This window comes from Vreelandella jeotgali Hwa, assembly GCF_000334215.1.
Classification (GTDB): Bacteria; Pseudomonadota; Gammaproteobacteria; order Pseudomonadales; family Halomonadaceae; genus Vreelandella; species Vreelandella jeotgali.
Window position 1 is genome coordinate 425,554 of the sequence record NZ_AMQY01000011.1, and the last position, 19,966, is coordinate 445,519.

General features: G+C 64.0%; 16 protein-coding genes and 7 tRNA genes. 17 read left to right on the forward strand and 6 right to left on the reverse strand.

Annotation, left to right across the window (positions count from 1 at the left end; genetic code table 11):
* Positions 1-152: 152 nt before the first annotated feature.
* Both C793_RS0105215 and C793_RS13550 read left to right on the forward strand, forming a co-directional pair.
* Positions 153-4,973, forward strand: a complete 4,821-nt coding sequence (locus C793_RS0105215; RefSeq protein ID WP_017429896.1) for an NAD-glutamate dehydrogenase — start codon at positions 153-155, stop codon at positions 4,971-4,973.
* 181 nt (positions 4,974-5,154) lie between these two features.
* Positions 5,155-6,201, forward strand: coding sequence for a quinone-dependent dihydroorotate dehydrogenase (locus C793_RS13550; RefSeq protein WP_017429897.1), 1,047 nt, complete (start codon positions 5,155-5,157; stop codon positions 6,199-6,201).
* Positions 6,202-6,281: 80 nt separating this feature from the next.
* Here C793_RS13550 and rmf read toward each other — a convergent pair whose 3' ends face one another.
* Positions 6,282-6,491, reverse strand: a complete 210-nt coding sequence (rmf, locus tag C793_RS0105225; protein ID WP_017429898.1) for a ribosome modulation factor — start codon at positions 6,489-6,491, stop codon at positions 6,282-6,284.
* A gap of 334 nt (positions 6,492-6,825) precedes the next feature.
* Between rmf and rlmKL the strand changes: the two genes are divergently transcribed.
* Together rlmKL and C793_RS0105235 are read left to right on the forward strand one after the other, a co-directional pair.
* Positions 6,826-9,162, forward strand: coding sequence for a bifunctional 23S rRNA (guanine(2069)-N(7))-methyltransferase RlmK/23S rRNA (guanine(2445)-N(2))-methyltransferase RlmL (rlmKL, locus tag C793_RS0105230; RefSeq protein WP_017429899.1), 2,337 nt, complete (start codon positions 6,826-6,828; stop codon positions 9,160-9,162).
* Positions 9,159-9,494, forward strand: coding sequence for a glutaredoxin family protein (locus tag C793_RS0105235; RefSeq protein WP_017429900.1), 336 nt, complete (start codon positions 9,159-9,161; stop codon positions 9,492-9,494). Before rlmKL ends, C793_RS0105235 begins: the two co-directional genes overlap by 4 nt.
* Before the next feature lie 101 nt (positions 9,495-9,595).
* Here C793_RS0105235 and C793_RS0105240 read toward each other — a convergent pair whose 3' ends face one another.
* Together C793_RS0105240 and C793_RS0105245 are read right to left on the reverse strand one after the other, a co-directional pair.
* Positions 9,596-10,276 (reverse strand): CBS domain-containing protein, encoded by a 681-nt coding sequence (locus C793_RS0105240; protein ID WP_017429901.1) that lies wholly within the window; start codon positions 10,274-10,276, stop codon positions 9,596-9,598.
* Between the two features lie 179 nt (positions 10,277-10,455).
* Entirely contained in the window at positions 10,456-10,737 is a 282-nt protein-coding gene (locus C793_RS0105245; RefSeq protein WP_017429902.1) for a hypothetical protein, read from the reverse strand.
* 148 nt (positions 10,738-10,885) lie between these two features.
* Between C793_RS0105245 and pdxB the strand changes: the two genes are divergently transcribed.
* Positions 10,886-12,040, forward strand: coding sequence for a 4-phosphoerythronate dehydrogenase PdxB (gene pdxB / locus C793_RS0105250; RefSeq protein ID WP_017429903.1), 1,155 nt, complete (start codon positions 10,886-10,888; stop codon positions 12,038-12,040).
* A 32-nt stretch (positions 12,041-12,072) separates the two neighbouring features.
* On the opposite strand, the gene C793_RS0105255 is transcribed toward pdxB, so the two are convergent.
* The 3 genes from C793_RS0105255 to msrB all read right to left on the reverse strand — a co-directional run bounded on the left by C793_RS0105255 (position 12,073) and on the right by msrB (position 14,893).
* Positions 12,073-13,320 (reverse strand): pyridoxal phosphate-dependent aminotransferase, encoded by a 1,248-nt coding sequence (locus tag C793_RS0105255; protein WP_017429904.1) that lies wholly within the window; start codon positions 13,318-13,320, stop codon positions 12,073-12,075.
* Positions 13,321-13,401: 81 nt separating this feature from the next.
* The gene (gene ylqF / locus C793_RS0105260; RefSeq protein ID WP_017429905.1) at positions 13,402-14,346 is read right to left on the reverse strand and encodes a ribosome biogenesis GTPase YlqF; all 945 of its coding nucleotides are present in this window, start codon (positions 14,344-14,346) and stop codon (positions 13,402-13,404) included.
* A gap of 148 nt (positions 14,347-14,494) precedes the next feature.
* Entirely contained in the window at positions 14,495-14,893 is a 399-nt protein-coding gene (gene msrB, locus C793_RS0105265; protein ID WP_017429906.1) for a peptide-methionine (R)-S-oxide reductase MsrB, read from the reverse strand.
* A gap of 226 nt (positions 14,894-15,119) precedes the next feature.
* On the opposite strand from msrB, the gene C793_RS0105270 reads away from it, so the two are divergent.
* The 12 genes from C793_RS0105270 (at position 15,120) to C793_RS0105325 (ending at position 19,929) form a co-directional block, all read left to right on the forward strand.
* Positions 15,120-15,195 (forward strand) — tRNA-Glu (locus tag C793_RS0105270).
* Positions 15,196-15,214: 19 nt separating this feature from the next.
* Positions 15,215-15,289, forward strand: a tRNA-Gly gene (locus C793_RS0105275).
* Between the two features lie 45 nt (positions 15,290-15,334).
* Positions 15,335-15,410 (forward strand) — tRNA-Glu (locus C793_RS0105280).
* Between the two features lie 39 nt (positions 15,411-15,449).
* Positions 15,450-15,524, forward strand: a tRNA-Gly gene (locus tag C793_RS0105285).
* A gap of 18 nt (positions 15,525-15,542) precedes the next feature.
* Positions 15,543-15,618 (forward strand) — tRNA-Glu (locus C793_RS0105290).
* A 43-nt stretch (positions 15,619-15,661) separates the two neighbouring features.
* Positions 15,662-15,736 (forward strand) — tRNA-Gly (locus tag C793_RS0105295).
* A gap of 207 nt (positions 15,737-15,943) precedes the next feature.
* Positions 15,944-16,921, forward strand: coding sequence for an ABC transporter ATP-binding protein (locus C793_RS0105300; protein WP_017429907.1), 978 nt, complete (start codon positions 15,944-15,946; stop codon positions 16,919-16,921).
* A complete protein-coding gene (locus C793_RS0105305) occupies positions 16,918-17,691 on the forward strand; it encodes an ABC transporter permease (protein WP_017429908.1) in 774 nt (257 codons plus the stop codon). Before C793_RS0105300 ends, C793_RS0105305 begins: the two co-directional genes overlap by 4 nt.
* 48 nt (positions 17,692-17,739) lie before the next feature.
* Positions 17,740-18,588, forward strand: a complete 849-nt coding sequence (gene queF, locus C793_RS0105310) for an NADPH-dependent 7-cyano-7-deazaguanine reductase QueF (protein ID WP_017429909.1) — start codon at positions 17,740-17,742, stop codon at positions 18,586-18,588.
* 69 nt (positions 18,589-18,657) lie between these two features.
* Positions 18,658-19,218: an NAD(P)H nitroreductase gene (locus C793_RS0105315; RefSeq protein ID WP_017429910.1), complete on the forward strand. Its 561-nt coding sequence runs from the start codon at positions 18,658-18,660 to the stop codon at positions 19,216-19,218.
* 2 nt (positions 19,219-19,220) lie between these two features.
* Entirely contained in the window at positions 19,221-19,733 is a 513-nt protein-coding gene (locus tag C793_RS0105320) for a YiiD C-terminal domain-containing protein (RefSeq protein ID WP_017429911.1), read from the forward strand.
* Positions 19,734-19,841: 108 nt separating this feature from the next.
* Positions 19,842-19,929, forward strand: a tRNA-Ser gene (locus C793_RS0105325).
* Positions 19,930-19,966 lie beyond the last annotated feature (37 nt).

The following is a 19,966-nucleotide window of genomic DNA, read 5'->3' on the forward strand; positions in this document are numbered from 1 at the left end:
CCGGCCCATGCGCAATCCGTATGTGCCATGAGCCTGTTATTCGGGGGGTTGGGTCACCTGTCCGGCTGGCGTAAGCTGAAGGACAGACAGGATAACCGCCTGTCCTTTTTCATTTTATGGCCGGATAGCGGTCTTGGCAGTCGAGGTGATGGATGCATTACGTTGCGATTGAGGAAAGCCGGCAGGACCTGCTCAAGCAGCTTGGGGAGCGCCTGAAGGCGCGACTGGAGCCCCGGCGCGCGGCGGCCATTGATGCCTTTGCGCGGCAGTTTTACGCCACGGCGCCGGTGGAGGACCTGGTCGACCGCCGGGTAGACGATTTCTACGGGGCTACGTTGTCCATCTGGCAGTTGCTTCAGCACCACGACCCGGCCAATCCCAGAGTCGAGGTGTTCAACCCCGAGTTTGAAGAGCATGGCTGGCAGTCGACCCATACGTTTGTCGCCGTTCTTCACCGCGACATGCCGTTTCTGGTGGACTCGGTGCGTATCGCACTCAATCGCCGCGGGCTGACCGTCCATGCGATCCAGAACGCCGTGCTGGCCGTCCGGCGCAACGCCGACCACGCGCTGCAAAGCGTGATGTCCGCCGGGGACGAGGCGGCCACCGGAGAGCTTGAATCGCTGATTGTCATCGAGGTGGATCGCCACAGCGACCCGGATGCCCTGGCCGCCATTGAACACGAGCTCCACGACGTGCTGCTGGACGTGCGCACCGCGGTGAACGATTACGATCACATCTGCCAGCGTATCCGCGACGCCATTCAGGAGCTGGAGAAAAACTGCCCGCCGCAGATCGATCCCGACGATCACGAAGAGGCCATCGCCTTTCTGGAGTGGCTGCTCAAGGACAACTTCACCTTCCTCGGCTACGACGAATACCGGCTCGAAGACGGCAGGCTGGAACGCGATCCGGACAGTCTGGAAGGGGTCTTCCGCCTCGACAAGCCGCGCTACGGCGAGCGTATCCGCACCGCCGAGGGAGTCAACGACCAGAACCGCTACGTGCTGGTGCCCCAGCTGCTGTCGTTTGCCAAAAGCGCGCACCACTCGCGTGTTCACCGGCCGACCTATCCCGACTATATTACCGTTGACCGCTACGACGACGACGGCAACGTCATCGGCGAGCGGCGCTTTTTCGGCCTCTTTACCGCCACCGTATACAACGAGTCGCCGCGCAACATTCCGCTGCTGCGCCGCAAGCTGCAGGCGGTCATGGACATGACCGGCTTCGGCGCCAACGGCCACAACGCCAAGCAGCTGCTGCAGGTACTCGAAGTGTACCCGCGCGATGACCTCTTCCACATCGACACCGAGGCGCTGGCAAGCACGGCGCAGGGCATTCTCAACATCCGCGAGCGTCGCCAGGTTCGCCTGTTTGTCCGCGAGGATCTCAGCGGCAAATTCTACTCGTGCCTGATTTTTGTGCCCCGTGACGTGTTTTCCACCTGGCTGCGGGAAAATATCCAGCAGCTGCTGTGCGAGGAAATGGACGCCCACTTCGGTGACTTCAATACCTACCTGTCGGAGTCGGTGCTGGCGCGCATCCAGCTGATCATGCGTTTCAACGGCGAGCGCCCCGGCCAGTTCGACCTGGCGCGGCTGGAACAGAAGGTAGCCCGGCTGGCGCGCAGCTGGCGCGACGAGCTGAAGTCGGCGATGGTCGAAGGCTTTGGCGAAGAGCACGCCAATCACCTGATGGACCGTTTTCACGAGGCCTTTTCCGCCAGCTATCGGGAGGACTTCAGCGCGCGCACGGCGGTCCACGACGTGCAGCACCTGCTGGATCTGAATAGCGACGACGCCCTGGCGCTGTCGCATTATCGCCCGCTGGAAGAGCGCAACGGCGGGATCAAGCTCAAGTTGTATCACCAGGAAACCCCGATCCCGCTGTCCGACGTCCTGCCGATCATGGAAAACCTCGGGCTGCGCGTGGTCAGCGAGCGGCCCTACGAGATCCATGCGCCGGAGCAGCACTACTGGATCCACGACTTCACCCTGGAGCACACCGGCCGCGAGGTCAGCCCGAGTGACATGCGCGACGACTTCAGCCAGGCGTTCAAGCGCATCTGGGCCGGTGAGGCTGACAACGATCCGTTCAACCGGCTGATTATCAATGCCGGGCTTGACTGGCGCGAAGTGGCGATGCTGCGCGGCTATGCCCGCTATCTCAAGCAGATCCGCTTCAGCATGTCGCAGGACTATATCGCCACAACACTCAACCACTACGCGACCATCACCCGCGAGCTGGTGGAGCTGTTCCGGCAGCGCTTTGACCCGACGCTGACCTCCCGGGACGCCGACGCGACCCAGGCGCGAATCGACGAACACCTGGCAGACGTCGCAAGCCTCAACGATGACCAGCTGCTGCGCCGGTTCATGGAGCTGATTCAGGCCACGCTACGGACCAACTATTACCAGCGCGATACCCAGGGCAGGCACAAGGATTATATTGCCTACAAGCTGGCGCCGTCGCAGGTTACCGGTATGCCCCGGCCGCGCCCCGCCTACGAAATTTTCATCTGCTCGCCGCGGGTGGAAGGCGTTCATCTGCGCGGCGGCAAGGTCGCCCGCGGGGGGCTGCGCTGGTCCGATCGCCTGGAAGATTTCCGCACCGAGGTGCTGGGGCTGGTCAAGACCCAGCAGGTGAAAAACGCGGTAATTGTCCCGGTCGGCGCCAAGGGCGGTTTTGTCTGCAAGCAGATGCCGGATAACCCCGACCGCGAAACCCGCCAGAACGAGGGTATCGCCTGCTATCAGACGTTTATCCGCGCGCTGCTCGACGTCACCGACAACCGCGACGGCAACGACGTTATCCCGCCGGTCGACGTGGTGCGCCACGACGATGACGACGCCTACATGGTGGTAGCGGCCGACAAGGGCACGGCCACCTTCTCCAATATTGCCAACGATATCTCGCTGGAATACGGCCACTGGCTGGGCGATGCCTTTGCCTCCGGCGGCGCCAACGGCTATGACCACAAGGGCATGGCGATTACCGCGCGCGGCGCCTGGGAGTCGGTCAAGCGCCACTTCCGCGGGCTCGACGTGGACACCCAGCGCGACACCTTCAGCGTCGTTGGCGTCGGCGACATGGGCGGCGACGTCTTCGGCAACGGCATGCTGCTGTCCGACCGGATCGAGCTCAAGGGCGCGTTCAACCACCTGCATATCTTCGTCGACCCCACGCCGGACGCCGATACCACCTATGCCGAGCGCCAGCGGCTTTTCGAGATGCCGCGCTCGACCTGGGAGGATTTCGACCGCTCGCTGATATCCGAGGGCGGCGGTATCTTCAGCCGCAGCGCCAAATCCGTGGCCATCACCCCGCAGATGCAGGAGGCGTTCAACATCAGCGCCGATCATCTGGCGCCCAACGAGCTGATTCATGCCATGCTCACCGCCCGGGTCGATCTGGTCTGGAACGGCGGCATCGGCACCTACATCAAGGGTTCGCAGGAAACCCACGCCGAGGTGGGGGACAAGGCCAACGATGCGCTGCGCGTCAACGGCAATCAGTTGAACTGCCGCGTGATCGGCGAGGGCGGCAACCTGGGCTGTACCCAGCTGGGCCGGACCGAAGCCGCGGCCGAGGGCATCCGCGTTTACGCCGACTTTATTGACAACGCCGGCGGGGTCAACTGCTCCGACCGCGAGGTCAATATCAAGATCCTGATCAATGAAGTGGTCAAGCGCGGCGACATGACCGAGAAGCAGCGTAATACGCTGCTGGCGGAAATGACCGATGAAGTGGCCGACCTGGTCATCAAGGACAACTATCGCCAGACCCAGGCGCTGGACCTGTCCGAGCTGATTTCCCGGCAGGGCATGGGGCCGTATCGCCGCTTCATCAGCGAGCTGGAAGACGCCGGCGAGATCGACCGCGAGCTGGAATGCCTGCCCGCCGACGATGTACTCAAGGAACGCACGGCCAACGCTCAGAGCATGCTGCTGCCCGAGCTCTCGGTGCTGATTTCCTATGCCAAGAGTACGCTGAAAGGCGATCTGAACAGCTCCAGCCTGCCCGACGATGACTACGTCAGCCATCACCTGGAGCGCCTCTTCCCGCAGCCGCTGGTCGAGCGCTACAGCGATGAGATGTATGACCACCGCCTGAAGCGTGAAATCGTCGCAACCCAGGTGGCCAGCGATCTGGTCGATCGCATGGGCATCGTCTTTGTCCGCCAGCTGATGGACTCCACCGGCCTGGGCGGGGCCGATATTGCCCGCGCCTACGTGGTCGCGCGTGACAGCTTTGGTCTGGCATCGCTGTGGGACGACATCGAAGCGCTGGACAACCGGGTATCCGGCCAGGTGCAGTATTCCATGATGCTGCAGCTGATGCGCATGATCCGTCGCGCCACACGCTGGTTCCTGCGTCAGCATACCGGGCTGTCCATCGAGGAAACCATCGACTACTTCGGCCCGCGCCTGGCAACGCTGCAGGACAACATCGGCGAGCTGCTGAGCGGCGAAGAGCGCCAGGCCTGGCAGACCCGCCGCGACGAGCTGGTCGACGCCGGCGTGCCGGAAACCCTGGCCGACCGGGTCGCGGCAGCTCCGAGCCTGTACGCCGGCCTGGGCATTATCCAGGCGGCGCGCCACACCGACGAGACGCCCCAGCGCGTAGCCGAGGTGTTCTATGAGATCGGTGGCCAGCTGGAACTGCCGTGGATGATTCAACAGGTGAACCGTCTGGAAGCCCGGGACGCCTGGCAGGCCCAGGCGCGGGAAACCTTCCGCGACGACATCGACCGCCAGCAGCTGGCGCTGACCATCAGCGTGCTGACGCTGGAAGCCGGCGACGGCAGTGCCGAGGACAAGGTTGCCCAGTGGCTGGAGCAAAACGTCGAGCTGCACACGCGCTGGTGCCACCTCATCGACGAGGTGCGTAGCGGCAGCGAAAGCGGCTTTGCCCTCTTTGCCGTGGCGGTTCGTGCGCTGGTAGGCCTGGCCGAGAGCGGCAGCGCATAACCCCGAGGTACAGCTGCGCACCATCAAGCGCCCCGAATGACGCACAGCGCCGTTCGGGGCGCTTTTTTGTCCTGGGATGCTTTGCGCTATACTCGCCGCCGTTGTACTGTTCGCTTCCGCCTTTCAGGGGGCGCCGTTGCCGCGTCTGGCGCGCCGGTAGCCCCAGACGCCCGGAGATGCCATGTATCGCCTTGTTCGCCCGCTGCTTTTCCGCCTGGACCCCGAAAGGGCGCACAACGTGACGCTTACATCGCTGGACTGGCTGCACGGCGCCGGCGGCGTGACCCGGCTGGTCGGCCGGCGGGTGGAAGACCCGGTGGAACTGCTGGGGCTGCGCTTTCCCAACCGCGTGGGGCTGGCTGCGGGGCTGGACAAGAACGCCGACCATATCGATGCGCTGGGGGCGCTGGGCTTCGGTTTTGTCGAGGTTGGCACGGTGACGCCGAAAGCGCAGCCGGGCAACCCGAAGCCGAGGATGTTTCGCCTGGCGGATCACGGTGCCCTCATCAACCGCTTCGGGTTCAACAATCACGGGGTCGCGCACCTGGTCGAGCAGGTCGGCAAGCGCCGTTTTGCCGGCGTGCTGGGTATCAATATCGGCAAGAATCTGACCACCGATGTGGAGCATGCCCTGGACGATTACCTGACCTGTCTGGAGGCGGTGCATCCCCACGCCGACTACATCACCGTGAACGTTTCCTCGCCCAATACGCCGGGGCTGCGCACCCTGCAGTTCGGCGAACAGCTGGATGCGCTGCTGGCGCCGCTGCGCGAGCGTTCGCACCGCCTCGACCGCGAACACGGCCGGCGTGTGCCCCTGGTGGTGAAGATCGCGCCGGACATGGAGCCGGCAGAAATCGAGCTGGTGGCCAACAGCCTCCAGCGCAACGCCGTTGACGGCGTGATCGCCACCAATACCACGATTTCACGCGAGGCGGTCAAGGGCGCGGCGCACGCCGAAGAAGCCGGCGGACTGTCCGGCCGGCCGGCCTTCGAGCCGTCCAACCGTGTCATCCGCGAACTGCGCCGGCATCTGCCCGATATGGTGATCATCGGCGTGGGCGGTATCGACAGCGCTGCCGCCGCCCGAGAAAAAATCGCCGCCGGCGCGGATCTGATACAGCTGTACTCGGGGCTGGTGTTTCAGGGCCCGGGGCTGGTGGGCGAGTGTGCCCGCGCACTGGCGGCAGATGCGCCGTCACCGGACACACAAGAGGCCCGCCGGTGAGACGGGCCCTGTGGACTCAGAGGCTATGGCATCAATGAAGCGTCGGCCGGCCTTAGCCGCCGACATCGGTTACATGGCGCTCAGGCGGTTACCGTGGGATTGCAATGGATACCGGAAATGCCGGTCATGCCATCCCACTGGTCGCCGCGGCCCTCTCGCCAGCCGCTCATCCAGTATTCGCGTACGTTGACATTATCGCTGGGACACTCATCGCGGGAACGACCGTTGACGCCGGCCTTGTAGCCGCGGACATAAGCTCGCTGAAAGGGATCACGCTTCTGTCGTTTCATTGGCTACCTCTTGGTGGTGAAAGCTGTCTTGATCAAAGCTATCTTAACTACAGCCGTGTTAACCAAAGCTGTTTCGATTAAAGCCCTTTGGGATGAAAAGCCGTGGGGATGAAAGCAGTCGCTGTGAAAGCCTTCCGCGTCACGACACTTTAACCATTAGCCCAGAAGATCGAGCCTGTCGAGCCAACGGGCAGGATTTATTCGGTATCCGGTGTTTTGCCGCTTTTCTGCTCCGTTTTTGCTTTTTTTCGCTGTGTGTTTGCTTTTTCTTCGCCTTGTATTTTTCATCCGTCTCTCATTGACCCGAATGCCGCGCTGAAGGCGCCCGATAACCATGACCGAGCCACGCCATACCTCCGATTTTTCCGACGCCTCCGATAACGGCGAGCTGGACTTGTTGGTTACCTGCCCCAAGGGCCTGGAGCCCCTGCTCGCCGATGAAATCCAGCGCCTGGGGGCACACCCGGTAAAAACCACGGTAGCCGCCGTGCTGGCCACGGCCGATCACGCCGGCGCCTACCGGCTGTGCCTCTGGTCACGGCTGGCCAACCGCGTCATCGTCCGGCTCTCGCGCGATACCCTGATCAGGACACCCGAGCAGATTCGCGATGCGGCGTCGCGGGTACGCTGGGTGCAGCACCTTGCCCCCGGCGCCACCCTGGCGGTGGATTTTCACGGCACAAGCGAGCATATACGCCACACGCGGTTTGGTGCCCAGACGGTCAAGGACGGCGTGGTTGCCACGCTCGCCCGCGCCGGTCAGCCGCGCCCGACGGTGGACAACAAGGCGCCGGACGTCTCTATCTACGCCCACCTGCACCGCCAGACGCTGACGCTGGGCGTTGATCTGGCCGGGGAAAGCCTGCATCGCCGAGGTTATCGCCGGGACGTGGGCCACGCGCCGCTCAAGGAAAACCTGGCCGCTGCGCTGCTGATACGCGCCGGCTGGCTCGAACGCGCCAGGGCCGGCGAACCGCTGGTGGACCCGCTGTGCGGCGCCGGCACCCTGCTGATTGAAGCCGCCCTGATGGCCGCCGACCAGGCGCCGGGGCTGCATCGCCAGCGCTTTGGTTTTCACGGCTGGGCACAGTTTGTGCCGGCGGTCTGGCAGGAGCTGGTGCGCGAGGCTAAAGCGCGCGCCTCGATCGGTCGCAAGCGCTGCAAAAATGCCTTCTACGGTTTTGATCAAAGCCCAGCAGCACTGGCAGCCGCCCAGGCCAACGCCATGCGCGCGGGTATTCCGGCCCTGCTCCAGCTGCAAGGAGAGGGCGTGGCCGCGCTGACCGAGGATAGCGTGGCCGCGCAAGGCCCGGGCCTGATCATCACCAACCCGCCCTACGGCGAACGGCTGGGCGAGCTGCCTGAGCTGGTGACCCTTTATGCCACCATCGGCGAGCAGGCCAAGGCGCTGTTCCCCGGCTGGACGCTGGCGCTGTTTACCGGCAATCCGGATCTCGGACACCGGCTGGGCATGCGCGCGCACAAGCAGTACGCGCTGAAAAACGGCCCGCTGGACGCCAGACTGTTGCTGATGGATATCGGCGCGGCCAGGGATCGAACTGCCGGGAACAGCGACGCCGCGCCGGCCACAACATCGGACCAGGCATCCGGCAAGGCGCCGGCAGACGAGGTGAAAAACGCCCCGGAAAAAGCCCCGGTCGTGAATGAAAACGCGCAGATGTTTGCCAACCGGCTGCTGAAAAACCGCAAACGGCTGAAAAAGTGGCTGAAGAAAAGCGGCGAGCGCTGCTATCGCCTGTACGACGCCGATATGCCCGAATACGCCCTGGCCGTGGATATCTACGGTGAGCGGGTTCACGTCCAGGAGTATGCGGCGCCGCGCACGGTCAATGCGGCCCAGGCGCAGAAACGCCTGTTTGATGCGCTGGAAGTCCTGCCACGGGTGCTGGAAGTAACCCCGGCGCATATCTACGTCAAGCGTCGGGAGCGCCAGGCCGGCAAGGCCCAGTATGAAAAGCGCGCCGCCAGCGGCGAACGCTTCGAGGTCACGGAAGGGCAGGCGCGCCTCTGGGTCAATCTGCGCGATTACCTTGATACCGGGCTGTTTCTGGACCATCGCCCGGTACGCCGGATGCTGGGTGAGAAGGCCGACGGCGCGCGCTTTCTGAACCTGTTCTGCTATACCGGCAGCGCCACGGTGCACGCGGCGCTGGGCGGTGCGCGTGAAAGCGTCAGCGTGGATATGTCCAACACCTACGTGGATTGGGCGCGGGACAACCTGGCGTTGAACGGCCTGGATACGACACGCCATCGCGTCATGCGCGACGACTGCCTGGAATGGCTGGCGACCGCAGGCACCCAGTTCGACCTGATCTTCATGGACCCGCCGACGTTTTCCAACTCGAAAAAGATGCGCGCGACCTTTGATGTCCAGCGCGACCACGCCCGGCTTATCGACCAGGCCATGGCCCGGCTGGCCCCCGGCGGCACCCTGGTATTTTCCAACAACCAGCGCCGCTTCAAGCTGGACGAGGCGGTCGCCGAACGCTACGCGGTGGAAGATATCTCGGCGACAACCTTTGACCCGGATTTCAAGCGCAGCCCGGGGCTGCACCACGTCTATCGTTTGTGCCATGCACCGGGCGGCGATACACGCGACGGCCAGGCGGCAGACAGCCAGGCGATGGGCGGCAGGGAGCAAGGGGCATGATCCAGCTGCGGCTCTACACCACCCTGGGGTGCCACCTTTGCGCTCAGCTGGAGGAGCTGCTGCACGCCCTGGCGAACGATCGGGTGGTTCTGGAGCGCATCGACATCGGCGACGACGATGCGCTCGTCGAGCGTTACGGCGTGCGTATTCCGGTGCTGGTCGATGCTGACGGCAATGAGCTGGATCGAGGCATGGAGCCGGAGCGCCTGGGCGAATGGCTACGCCGCCGGCACTGGCTGGACGAGGCGGCCCTGGCGCGTCTCGGCGAGGCGCCGACGCCGCCGACTGCTACCGCCGCGCGGCAGCATAACGGACGCCGCTACCTGGGATAGCGGGCGGCGGGATGTCATTGGCCCGGTTTCGGGCATCCGGCCTCTGGATGACCGACCGACAAGTGCCGGCCGGCCCTACACCATTGGCCGAAGCATCGCGGCTAGCCGCCCATGCCCTGGGGGATCAGGCCGAGGTTGTTCTCGATTTTGCGCACCCCGTTCACGCTTTCCGTGGCGACCTGAGCGGCCTGACGCTGGGCCTGGCTTCTGACCAGCCCCCAGAGCTGGACGTTGCCGTCGGTGACGATGACGTTGGGGCGATAGACCATCATGCCGGCACTTTTCTTGATCTCCTTGAGAATCGCATCGCGGATCTCGCGATCGCCGCCGCTACCGGCTTCGACACGGTGCGCCGAGAAGCCGCGCAGCAGGTTGGCGCGGCTGACGATGCCGGTCAGTCGTCCGTTTTTGACCACCGGTACCAGCTTGATGTGGTGGGTTTCCAGCAGCCGGGCAATGCGGTGGAGCGGTTCATTTTCGCTCACGGTTATCGGGCGCCGGGTCATGACGTCGCCGGCCTTGTGGCCGTGGCTCTTGACGTAGTCCGCCGCGTTACCGCTGCTGCCCAGCAGGTTCAGCCACCAGGAGCGTTTGGGTGCGGCTTCGCTTTTGATACGCCGCATCAGATCGGCTTCGCTGACAATGCCGACGACGGCATCGTTGGCGTCGACCACCGGTACGGCGCTGATATCGTGGGTCAACAGAAGATTGGCAATTTCGCTGACGTCGTCATCGGGATGAACGGTGATGACGCTGGGGGTCATGACATCTGCAGCTTGCATGAAGACAGCCTCTGAAAAGATCAAAACGGGAAGAACAGCCGGAGCCAAACCCTGTTTGGCTCCCTTCATCCTACACGCTAGCCGTACTTTGCGATCCTCGCCTTGATATTGTGCAGGTTTTGCCGGCCCGAGGCGTATTCGGCCCGGCATCGGCGCGCGTGAAGGGGCGTTAAAGAGCGTTAAAGCGTATCCAATAGCGACAGCTGGCGCATGGCCTGCTGGCCTTCGGGGGTGTCGGCGTCGACGTCAAGGACCTTGTGGAAGCCGCGCGAGTGCTGGATGGTGGCTTCATCGTCCAGCCACATCTGCGCCTGGGGGCGGGTATCCGCCAGGCGATGCTCCAGCCCGCCGAACTGGGTGCCGATCTGCCCCCAGGCGCGGCTGAAAATCCAGTCGCCGAACATATCCTGATGGATATGAATCAGCACATAGTCATGCTCGGTCTCCCAGCGTACTATCACGAACTATCCTCATGGTTGACGCTTTTGGTGTTGACGCTTGCGGTGGGGCGCGGCCTTGGGCTGCGCCTGTTTTCATCACGCCAGCGGCGCGTCGGTGCTTTATCCGGCCGCCACCGCGCGTATTGTAAGGATCGGGATAAAAAACGCCATGCACCTGATTGTGGATGCCAATATTCCTGCGGCGGACGCCTGTTTTGGCGCCTTCGGCCGGGTGACCCGGGTGCCCGGGCGCGAACTGCGTCGTGCCCACCTGAGCGATGCCGACGCCCTGATCGTACGTTCGGTCACCCGGGTTAACGAGGCGCTGCTGGCGGATACGCCGGTGCGCTTCGTCGGCACCTGCACCATCGGCACGGACCATATTGACCGCGACTACCTCGCCGCGCACGACATCGGCTTCGCCAGCGCGCCGGGCTGCAACGCCGAGGCCGTGGCCGACTACGTGCTTGCGGGCCTGCTGAACCAGGCGGAACGCGAAGGCCGGCCACTGCTCGAACGCCGCATCGGCATTGTGGGGGCCGGCAACGTGGGCAGCCGGGTACAGGCGCGCCTGGAAGGTCTGGGAATGGACGTCGCGGTATGCGACCCGCCCCGCGCCGCTCGTGAAGGCAGCGCAGGCTTTGTTTCCCTGGATGCGCTTATCGAGCGTTGCGATGTTCTCTGCCTGCACACGCCGCTGGTCCGCGAGGGCGAGCACGCCACCCGCCACCTGCTCGACGCCCGCCGCATCGCCGCGCTCCGGCCGGGTACCTGGGTGCTTAACGCCGGCCGCGGCGACTGCCTGGACGGCGACGCGCTGTACCGGCGGCTTGCCCGGCAGGACGATATCACCGCGCTGCTGGACGTCTGGGAGCACGAGCCGGGCATCGATACCGCGCTCCACGCCCGGGCCGCGCTGGCCACACCGCATATTGCCGGCTATAGCCTGGACGGCAAGCTGCGCGGCAGCCTGATGATCCGTCGCGCGCTGGCCGGCCAGCTGGATTCCAACAGCACGCTTGAGCTGGACGCTATCTGCCCGCCGCCGGCGGTCGCGGGGCTGACGCTGGGCCAGGCATTGCCGGTGGAAGAGGCGCTGCGGCTCTGCGCCCGTGCCCTGTATGATCCTCGGCGGGACCATGGGGCGCTAATCCGTCGGGCCGCAGCCCAGGGCATGGCGCAGGGCTTTGATGCCTGCCGGGCAAACTACCCGCAGCGGCGCGAGTTCGCCACGTTGACCGTTCGCCTGGAAAGCAAGGCGCAGACCCTGGCCGCGCCCCTGCGTGCAGCCGGGTTCCGGGTCAGCGTCCCGCCGGGCGACTGAGCGGGACGCCGGGCGCTACCCATAGCGCCTTGTCACTGCCGGTAGCGCGACAGAAAGTTGGCGAAGCGATCCAGGGCGTCGCCCAGCTGGTCGGCCCAGGGCAGGGTGACAATGCGCACATGGTCCGGGTCCGGCCAGTTGAACGCCGTGCCCTGCACCAGCAGGATTTTTTCCTGGCGCAGCAAATCCTGCACCATGCGTTCATCGTCGCGGATGTTGAAAACGTCGGGGTCCAGACGCGGGAAGGCGTAGAGCGCGCCCCGGGGTTTGACGCAGCTGACGCCGGGAATGGCGTTGAGCTTTTCATGGGTAATATCGCGCTGGGCCCGCAGCCGGCCGCCGGGCAGCACCAGGTCATTGATCGACTGGTACCCGCCCAGCGCCGTCTGAATCGCATGCTGGGCGGGCACGTTGGCGCACAGGCGCATCGAGGCCAGCATGGTCAGCCCCTGGATGAAATCCTCGGCGCGCTGCTTGGCCCGGGTGCCGGACAGCGTCATCCAGCCCGAGCGGAAGCCGGCGCAGCGGTAACTTTTCGACAGGCCGTTCATGGTGATCACCAGCTGGTCGTCGTCGGCCAGCGCGCCGGTGGCGGTGTGGGTGGCGTCGTCGTAGAGAATCCGGTCGTAGATCTCGTCGGAAAAGACCACCAGATCGTTTTCCCGGGCAATAGCCAGCAGCTCGCGGACCACCTCGGGCGGATACACCGCGCCGGTGGGGTTGTTGGGGTTGATCAGCACGATGGCCCGGGTATGCGCGGTGACCTTGCGGCGGATATCGTCCATGTCCGGCGCCCAGTCGGCCTGCTCGTCGCACAGGTAATGCACCGCACGGCCGCCCGACAGGTGGGTGGCGGCGGTCCAGAGGGGGTAGTCCGGCGCGGGAATCAGCACCTCGTCACCGTCGTTGACCAGCGCCTGGAGGGCGATGGTCACGAGCTCGGAGACGCCGTTGCCGATGTAGATATCCTCGACGCCGACGCCGGGAATTTCCTTGCGCTGGCAGTCCTGCATGATTGCCTTGCGCGCCGAGTAGAGCCCCTTCGAGTCGCAATAGCCCTGGGCGGTGGGCAGGTTGCGCATGACGTCCTGGAGGATTTCTTCCGGCGCCTCGAAGCCGAACGGCGCGGGGTTGCCGATGTTGAGCTTGAGGATGCGGTGGCCTTCGTCTTCCAGGCGCCGGGCATCTTCCATGACGGGGCCGCGAATGTCGTAGCAGACGTTGCTCAGCTTGTGCGACTTGTGCAGCGGAAGCGGTTCGGTGGGCTTGGGGGTATCCATGATGTGTATCCAGAAACAGGGTCGTGGGCGTCGGGATCGGGCGCATCGGGCCCGACGGTTCTCGGGGTGCAGACGCCGGGGTCAGGCCTTGGGTGTTGCGTCGGCGGCCGCCTCGTCAGCGGCGGGAATATCGGCCGGGGTTTCCAGCGTCAGCCGCCCCAGCTTGCCGTCGCGCAGTTCGTGAAGCAGCACTTCCGCGCCGCGGTGCAGGTCAACCACGCCGCCGGCACGCAGGCCGCCGCGTTTGCGCGCGATGTCTGACAGGATGGCGTGGCCGTCAAAGCCGGCGCGCGCCAGAAAATCCGGGATCTCGGGGCCGTCGCTATCCACCTCGGCGTGTGCCACGGCTTCCAGCGCGGGCAATGCCTTGAGCTTGAAACGGCCGCGCAGCGCCTCGGGGTAGCGCCGTGCCAGCTCGGCGCAGGTGACAATGGCTACATCCGTGTAATCGATCGCCGTGTCGCGGATGGCGCCGGAGGCGGCCAGCCGGTAGGCGCTGGCCTGGTCCTCGATGCGCGGCCAGAGCACCCCGGGGGTATCGGTCAAGGCGACGCGCCCGCCGATGGGTACTTTTTGCTGGCGTTTGGTGACCGCCGGCTCGTTGCCGGTGCCGGCGATTTTGCGTCCGGCCAGGCCGTTGATCAGGGTGGATTTTCCCACGTTGGGAATTCCCATGACCATCACTCGAACGTCGCGGTCGGCGCGCACATGGCCAGCCAGGTGGTGGCAAAGCCCGGGAATCTGCTTGAGCTCCCGCGGGTTGGTTGTGGTGATGGCGAGCGCTCGCGTATCGGCGCGAGACTCGAAATCCGCAACCCATTCCCGGGTAAGGTCGGGGTCGGCCAGGTCGGCCCGGGACAGCACCTTCAATGACGGCTTGTGGCGGGTAAGTTCGGCCAGCATGGGGTTGGCGCTGGAATAGGGCAGGCGGGCATCGAGCACTTCGATGACCACGTCGATTTCGGGCAGCGCCTCGCTGATCTGGCGGCGCGCCTTGTTCATGTGACCGGGAAACCAGCCCAGCATGGCATTCTCCTGACAGCTTTGGGCGCCGCCCGGCGGCGCGGCAAAAAAGGGGCGCCCAGTCTAACAGAAGGCGCCCTCGCTGGCGTGATGGCGATTGGCGTGAGCCTTTCACTCGGGCGAGCCGTCGACTGGTCGGCAAGGGGCGCTGTTATTCGTCGGGATGGTAGTCCAGCGCGACGCCGTTGATGCAGTAGCGCTGGCCGGTGGTGTCCGGCGGACCGTCGGGGAAAACGTGGCCCAGATGCGCATCGCACTGGGTGCAGACCACTTCGGTGCGCGTCATGCCGTGGCTGGTGTCGCTGTGTTCTTCCACGCTTTGCCGGCCGAGCGGACGGTCAAAGCTGGGCCAGCCGCAGCCGGCGTCGAACTTGTGCTCGTTTTCAAACAGCGGTGCCCCGCAGCAGATGCAGTGATAGATGCCCTGGCTGTCATCCACGCCGCAGTCGCTGGTGAAAGGGCGTTCGGTGCCTTTCTCCCGGGTTACCCGGTACTGCTCGGCGGTGAGTTTTTCGCGCCACTGCTCGGGCGTGATGTCCCGTTTGGCCATGGGTGCCTCCTGACTGTTCTCTGGGTTGTTGCTCTCACGGCGGTGGTGATGCCGGGATTTTAACTGGATTGTAGGTGGTTTATGCCTGAGACGCCGCCGCGACGTCGGGGTTCCCGGGTCGGGTGCCTGAATGGATATCCTGGACGCTTCGGCCGGTCGGGATAAAGTCTTGACAGATTTTGGGTCGCTGAGTATTATACGCGCCACCTCGACGAGGCGGCTCAGTGTCCCATTCGTCTAGTGGTCCAGGACACCGCCCTTTCACGGCGGTAACAGGGGTTCGAACCCCCTATGGGACGCCACCTGTCGGGTTATCGGTTAGCGGGAATAGCTCAGCGGTAGAGCATCGCCTTGCCAAGGCGAGGGTCGGGAGTTCGAATCTCCTTTCCCGCTCCAGATCGGTTGTTATCAACGGGTTCTTGAATCCGGTGATTAAATAACGTCCCATTCGTCTAGTGGTCCAGGACACCGCCCTTTCACGGCGGTAACAGGGGTTCGAACCCCCTATGGGACGCCAACCGATCAGCGAGATACCTGTCTGACAACAGGCTACAATGCGGGAATAGCTCAGCGGTAGAGCATCGCCTTGCCAAGGCGAGGGTCGGGAGTTCGAATCTCCTTTCCCGCTCCAGTCAGTCGGCCAGTGCCTGTCCCATTCGTCTAGTGGCCCAGGACACCGCCCTTTCACGGCGGTAACAGGGGTTCGAACCCCCTATGGGACGCCATCTCGCTACACGTCGTCAGCCGCGTCGTGTCACATCCAGCGCTGCGGGAATAGCTCAGCGGTAGAGCATCGCCTTGCCAAGGCGAGGGTCGGGAGTTCGAATCTCCTTTCCCGCTCCAGGCGCCTCCCACGATCCTGCCGTGATCGTGAAACATCTCCAGACTGCTTTTATCACGACGCCACGGGTTCTGCCGGCCGTCGATTTCTGCGTGTCTGCACGCCTATCAGCGCCTTGAAAGCGCGGCGAATGCCCTAATGTTCAAGGGTTATTCACGCTGCCGCTATCCGCTTCATTTCTGCGTTCATTGATTCAACAGGACAGTTTCATGGCCGAACCGGCACCTTCACCGGAATCTTCACCGGCACTTTCGATCCGTGGCCTGACCAAGGTGTATGGCAACGGCTTTCATGCCCTCAAGGGCGTCGACCTGGACGTCGAGCAGGGCGACTTTTTTGCGTTGCTCGGCCCCAACGGCGCGGGCAAGTCCACCACCCTGGGCGTGGTGTGCTCGCTGGTGCAGAAAACCGCCGGGCAAGTATCGCTGTTCGGTATCGATATCGACCGCGATTTTGCCCGGGCCAAGTACCAGCTGGGTGTCGTGCCTCAGGAGTTCAACTTCAACCAGTTCGAACGAGTCATCGATATCGTTATCGCCCAGGCGGGCTATTACGGCATGCCCAGGCGCGAAGCGCTGCCCCGGGCCGAGAAGCTTTTGAGCGATCTGGGCCTCTGGGAAAAGCGCTATGGCAGCGCGCGCAAGCTCTCCGGCGGCATGAAGCGCCGGCTGATGATCGCTCGGGCGCTGATGCACCGGCCCAAACTGCTGATTCTCGACGAGCCCACCGCCGGCGTGGATATCGAGCTCAGGCGCAGCATGTGGGAGTACATGCGCCGCATCAACCGCGAGGAAGGCACCACCATTATTCTGACCACCCACTACCTGGAAGAAGCCGAAAGCCTGTGCCGCAACATCGCCATTATCAATCATGGCGATATTATCCGTAATACCAGCGTGCGCAGCCTGCTGGCCGAGCTGGATGCGGAGACCTTCCTGCTCGACCTGACGCGCCCGCTGGATGCCGTACCGCACATCGACGGCTTTGAGGTCTATCAGAGCGAGCCGGCCCAGCTGGCGGTGGTCATCCGCCGGGGGCAGCGGCTCAACAGCATCTTTGAGGCGCTGAGCCGGCAGGGCATCGAGGTCACGTCGATGCGCAACCGCGCCAACCGGCTGGAAGAAATGTTTGTCTCCATGGTCAACGACCCGCCGACCCAGGGCCGCCAGCAGGAGGAAAGCGCATGAATGCTACGCAAACCCTGGTCGCGCTGTGGACGCTGGTGATCAAGGAAATCAAGCGTTTTACGCGTATCTGGCCGCAGACGCTGCTGCCGCCGTCGATCACCATGGCGATGTACTTCATCATCTTCGGCAACCTGATCGGCTCGCGCATCGGCACCATGGACGACTTCAGCTATATGGATTTTATCGTCCCCGGGCTGATCATGATGGCGGTGATCACCAACAGCTATTCCAACGTGGCGTCGAGCTTTTTCTCCAACAAGTTCCAGCGCAGCGTGGAAGAGATGATGGTCTCGCCGATGCCCAGCTGGGTGATTCTTTCCGGCTTTGTGCTCGGCGGCATGGCCCGCGGGCTGGGCGTGGGCGCGATTGTCACCGTGGTGTCGCTGTTCTTTACCCAGCTTACCGTGGCGCATCCGCTGCTGACGCTGCTGGTGGTCATCCTGACCTCGGCGCTGTTTTCCGTGGGCGGTTTTATCAACGCGCTGCTGGCCAATAAGTTTGATGACGTTTCCATCGTGCCGACGTTCGTGCTCACGCCGCTGACCTACCTGGGCGGGGTGTTCTACTCGATCTCGCTGCTGCCGGACTTCTGGCAGGGCGTGTCGATGCTCAACCCCATTCTCTACATGGTCAACGCTTTCCGCTTCGGTATTCTCGGCGTGTCGGATATTCCCGCCGTCTGGGCGCTGACGGCCTCGCTGGCGTTTATCACCGTGCTGTATACCATTGCGCTGATCATGCTGGAACGCGGCTACGGCATTCGTAGCTAACGGTATTCGTAGCGCAATAATGCCGCTCCCCGAACAAGGAACCTGCTGATGAACGAAACGCCCGCGAGTCTTGACCATTCGCCGCTGGGGCGCAGCGCCCGGTACTCCGGCGAGTACGACGCCACGCTGCTGTTCCCCCTCGATCGAGCGGAAAACCGCGTGGCCCTGGGCCTGGCCGACGGCGCGGCGCTGCCGTTTGTCGGCGAGGACGAATGGCACGCCTACGAGCTGTCCTGGCTCAACGCCCGGGGCAAGCCGGTCGTGGCGGTAGGGCGCTTTCGCCTGCCGGCGGATGCACCCAACCTGGTCGAATCCAAGTCGTTCAAGCTGTATCTCAACAGCTTCAACCAGACGTGCTTTCAGGGCCATGATGAGGTGGCCACCACCCTGGAACGAGACCTGTCGGCCATCGTCGGCGGGCGTGTCGACGTGGAGCTGCTGGGCGTGGATGATCCGGCGCTGATCCCGCGTCGCCTCCCCGGCGAGTGCATCGACGACCTGGATATCGCCATCGACGATTACACGCCCAGCGCCGAACATTTGCAGGTGGCAAGCAATTCAGGCGGCAGAATCGTCGAGGAAACCCTGCATTCGCACCTGTTGAAGTCCAACTGCCCGGTTACCGGCCAGCCCGACTGGGGCAGCGTGATGGTGCGCTACAAGGGGCCGGTGCTCGACCGCGAGGGGCTGCTGCGCTATCTCGTGGGCTTTCGTCAGCACCAGGGCTTTCATGAGCACTGCGTCGAGCAGATATTTACCGATATCATGGCCGCCACCGGCGCCGAGGCGCTGCTGGTCATGGCTCGCTACGTGCGCCGGGGCGGGCTGGATATCAGCCCCTGGCGCGCTACCCCGGGGCTGAAACCGCCCATGCCGCTGCGGCTGGCACGGCAATAGAGGCTGTGCCAAGGTCATGTTCTGATGTGTATCAAGATCATCCCCTGATCTGTATCAACGGAGCTTTTCATGGATGCATTGACGCTTCTCCACCAGCGCAGCTCAATGGGCAAGCTGGGTGCGCCGGCCCCCGCCGGGGAGTCGCTTGAGGCGATTTACCAGGCGGCATTGCGCGCGCCCGATCACAAGGAGCTGCGCCCCTGGCGCTTTGTTGAGTTCACCGGCGAAGGCCGCGAACGTCTGGGCGAACTCTACGCCGAGGCCGAATTTCAGGCCGACCCCGACGTCAGCGACACCGTGCTTGCCAGCGTGCGCAAAAAGCCTCTGCGCGCGCCGATGATCATCGCCGTCATTGCCCGCGTCACGCCGGATGTGCCTGGAGTGCCCAGGCTGGAACAGGTGCTTTCCGCCGGCTGCGCCGGGCACGGTATTCTGCTCGCGGCGCATGCCCAGGGCTTTGGCGCCATGTGGCGCAGCGGCAAATACGCTTTCGACCCGGTAGTGCATAAAGGTCTGGGCCTGAAAGACGACGACGAGCTGATCGGCTTTCTCTACCTGGGCACACCGGGCGGGCGAAACAAGCCGGTGGCACGCCACGATACCGACGACTTTGTCGAGCGCTGGAGGTAAGCATGGCGGAACGCATGCCGGGCATCGCCTATCCGCCGCCGCCACTGCCCGAACCGGGTGGTGACGACGATCTGACTGCCTTTCAAACCTGGCTGGAAGAGGCGATCCCAATGGCCGGGGAGCTGGGTATCAAGGCGATGCACCACCAGGATGAGCAGCTGGAATGGGCGTTAGCGCTGGCGCCGAGCCTGAATGACAAGGGCACCGGGTTCGGCGGGGCGCTGGCCGCCCAGACGACGCTGGCTGGCTGGTGCTGGCTGACGCTCTGGCTGCGTCGCCGGGGACTGGTGCGTAGCGTTGTCGTCGCCGAATCCAGCCAGCGTTTTACCGCACCCGTGACCGGTGATTACCGGCTGACCTGCACACCGGCAGACGACGACGCGACCCGGCAGCTGGCAACATCGCTGGATACCCGCGGCAAGGGGCAGATTACGCTGAATCAGACCCTCCACTGCGGCGAGACCCGCTGCCTGGAAGCCAGCGGCCGCTACGTGGTGCTCCCGGCAGACAGCTAAACGGGCGCCTGGCAAAAACTTCTTGCCATTCACCGTGTCAGCCGTTATCATACGCGCCGTTCTCACGGAAAACGGCACCTGCCAAACCGTGAAGAACGTACAAATCGCGGAGGAGTGTCCGAGTGGTCGAAGGAGCTCGCCTGGAAAGCGAGTAAGTCGAAAGGCTTCGAGAGTTCGAATCTCTCCTCCTCCGCCAGAACATCAAGAAAAAGCCCGCCTTGAGCGGGCTTTTT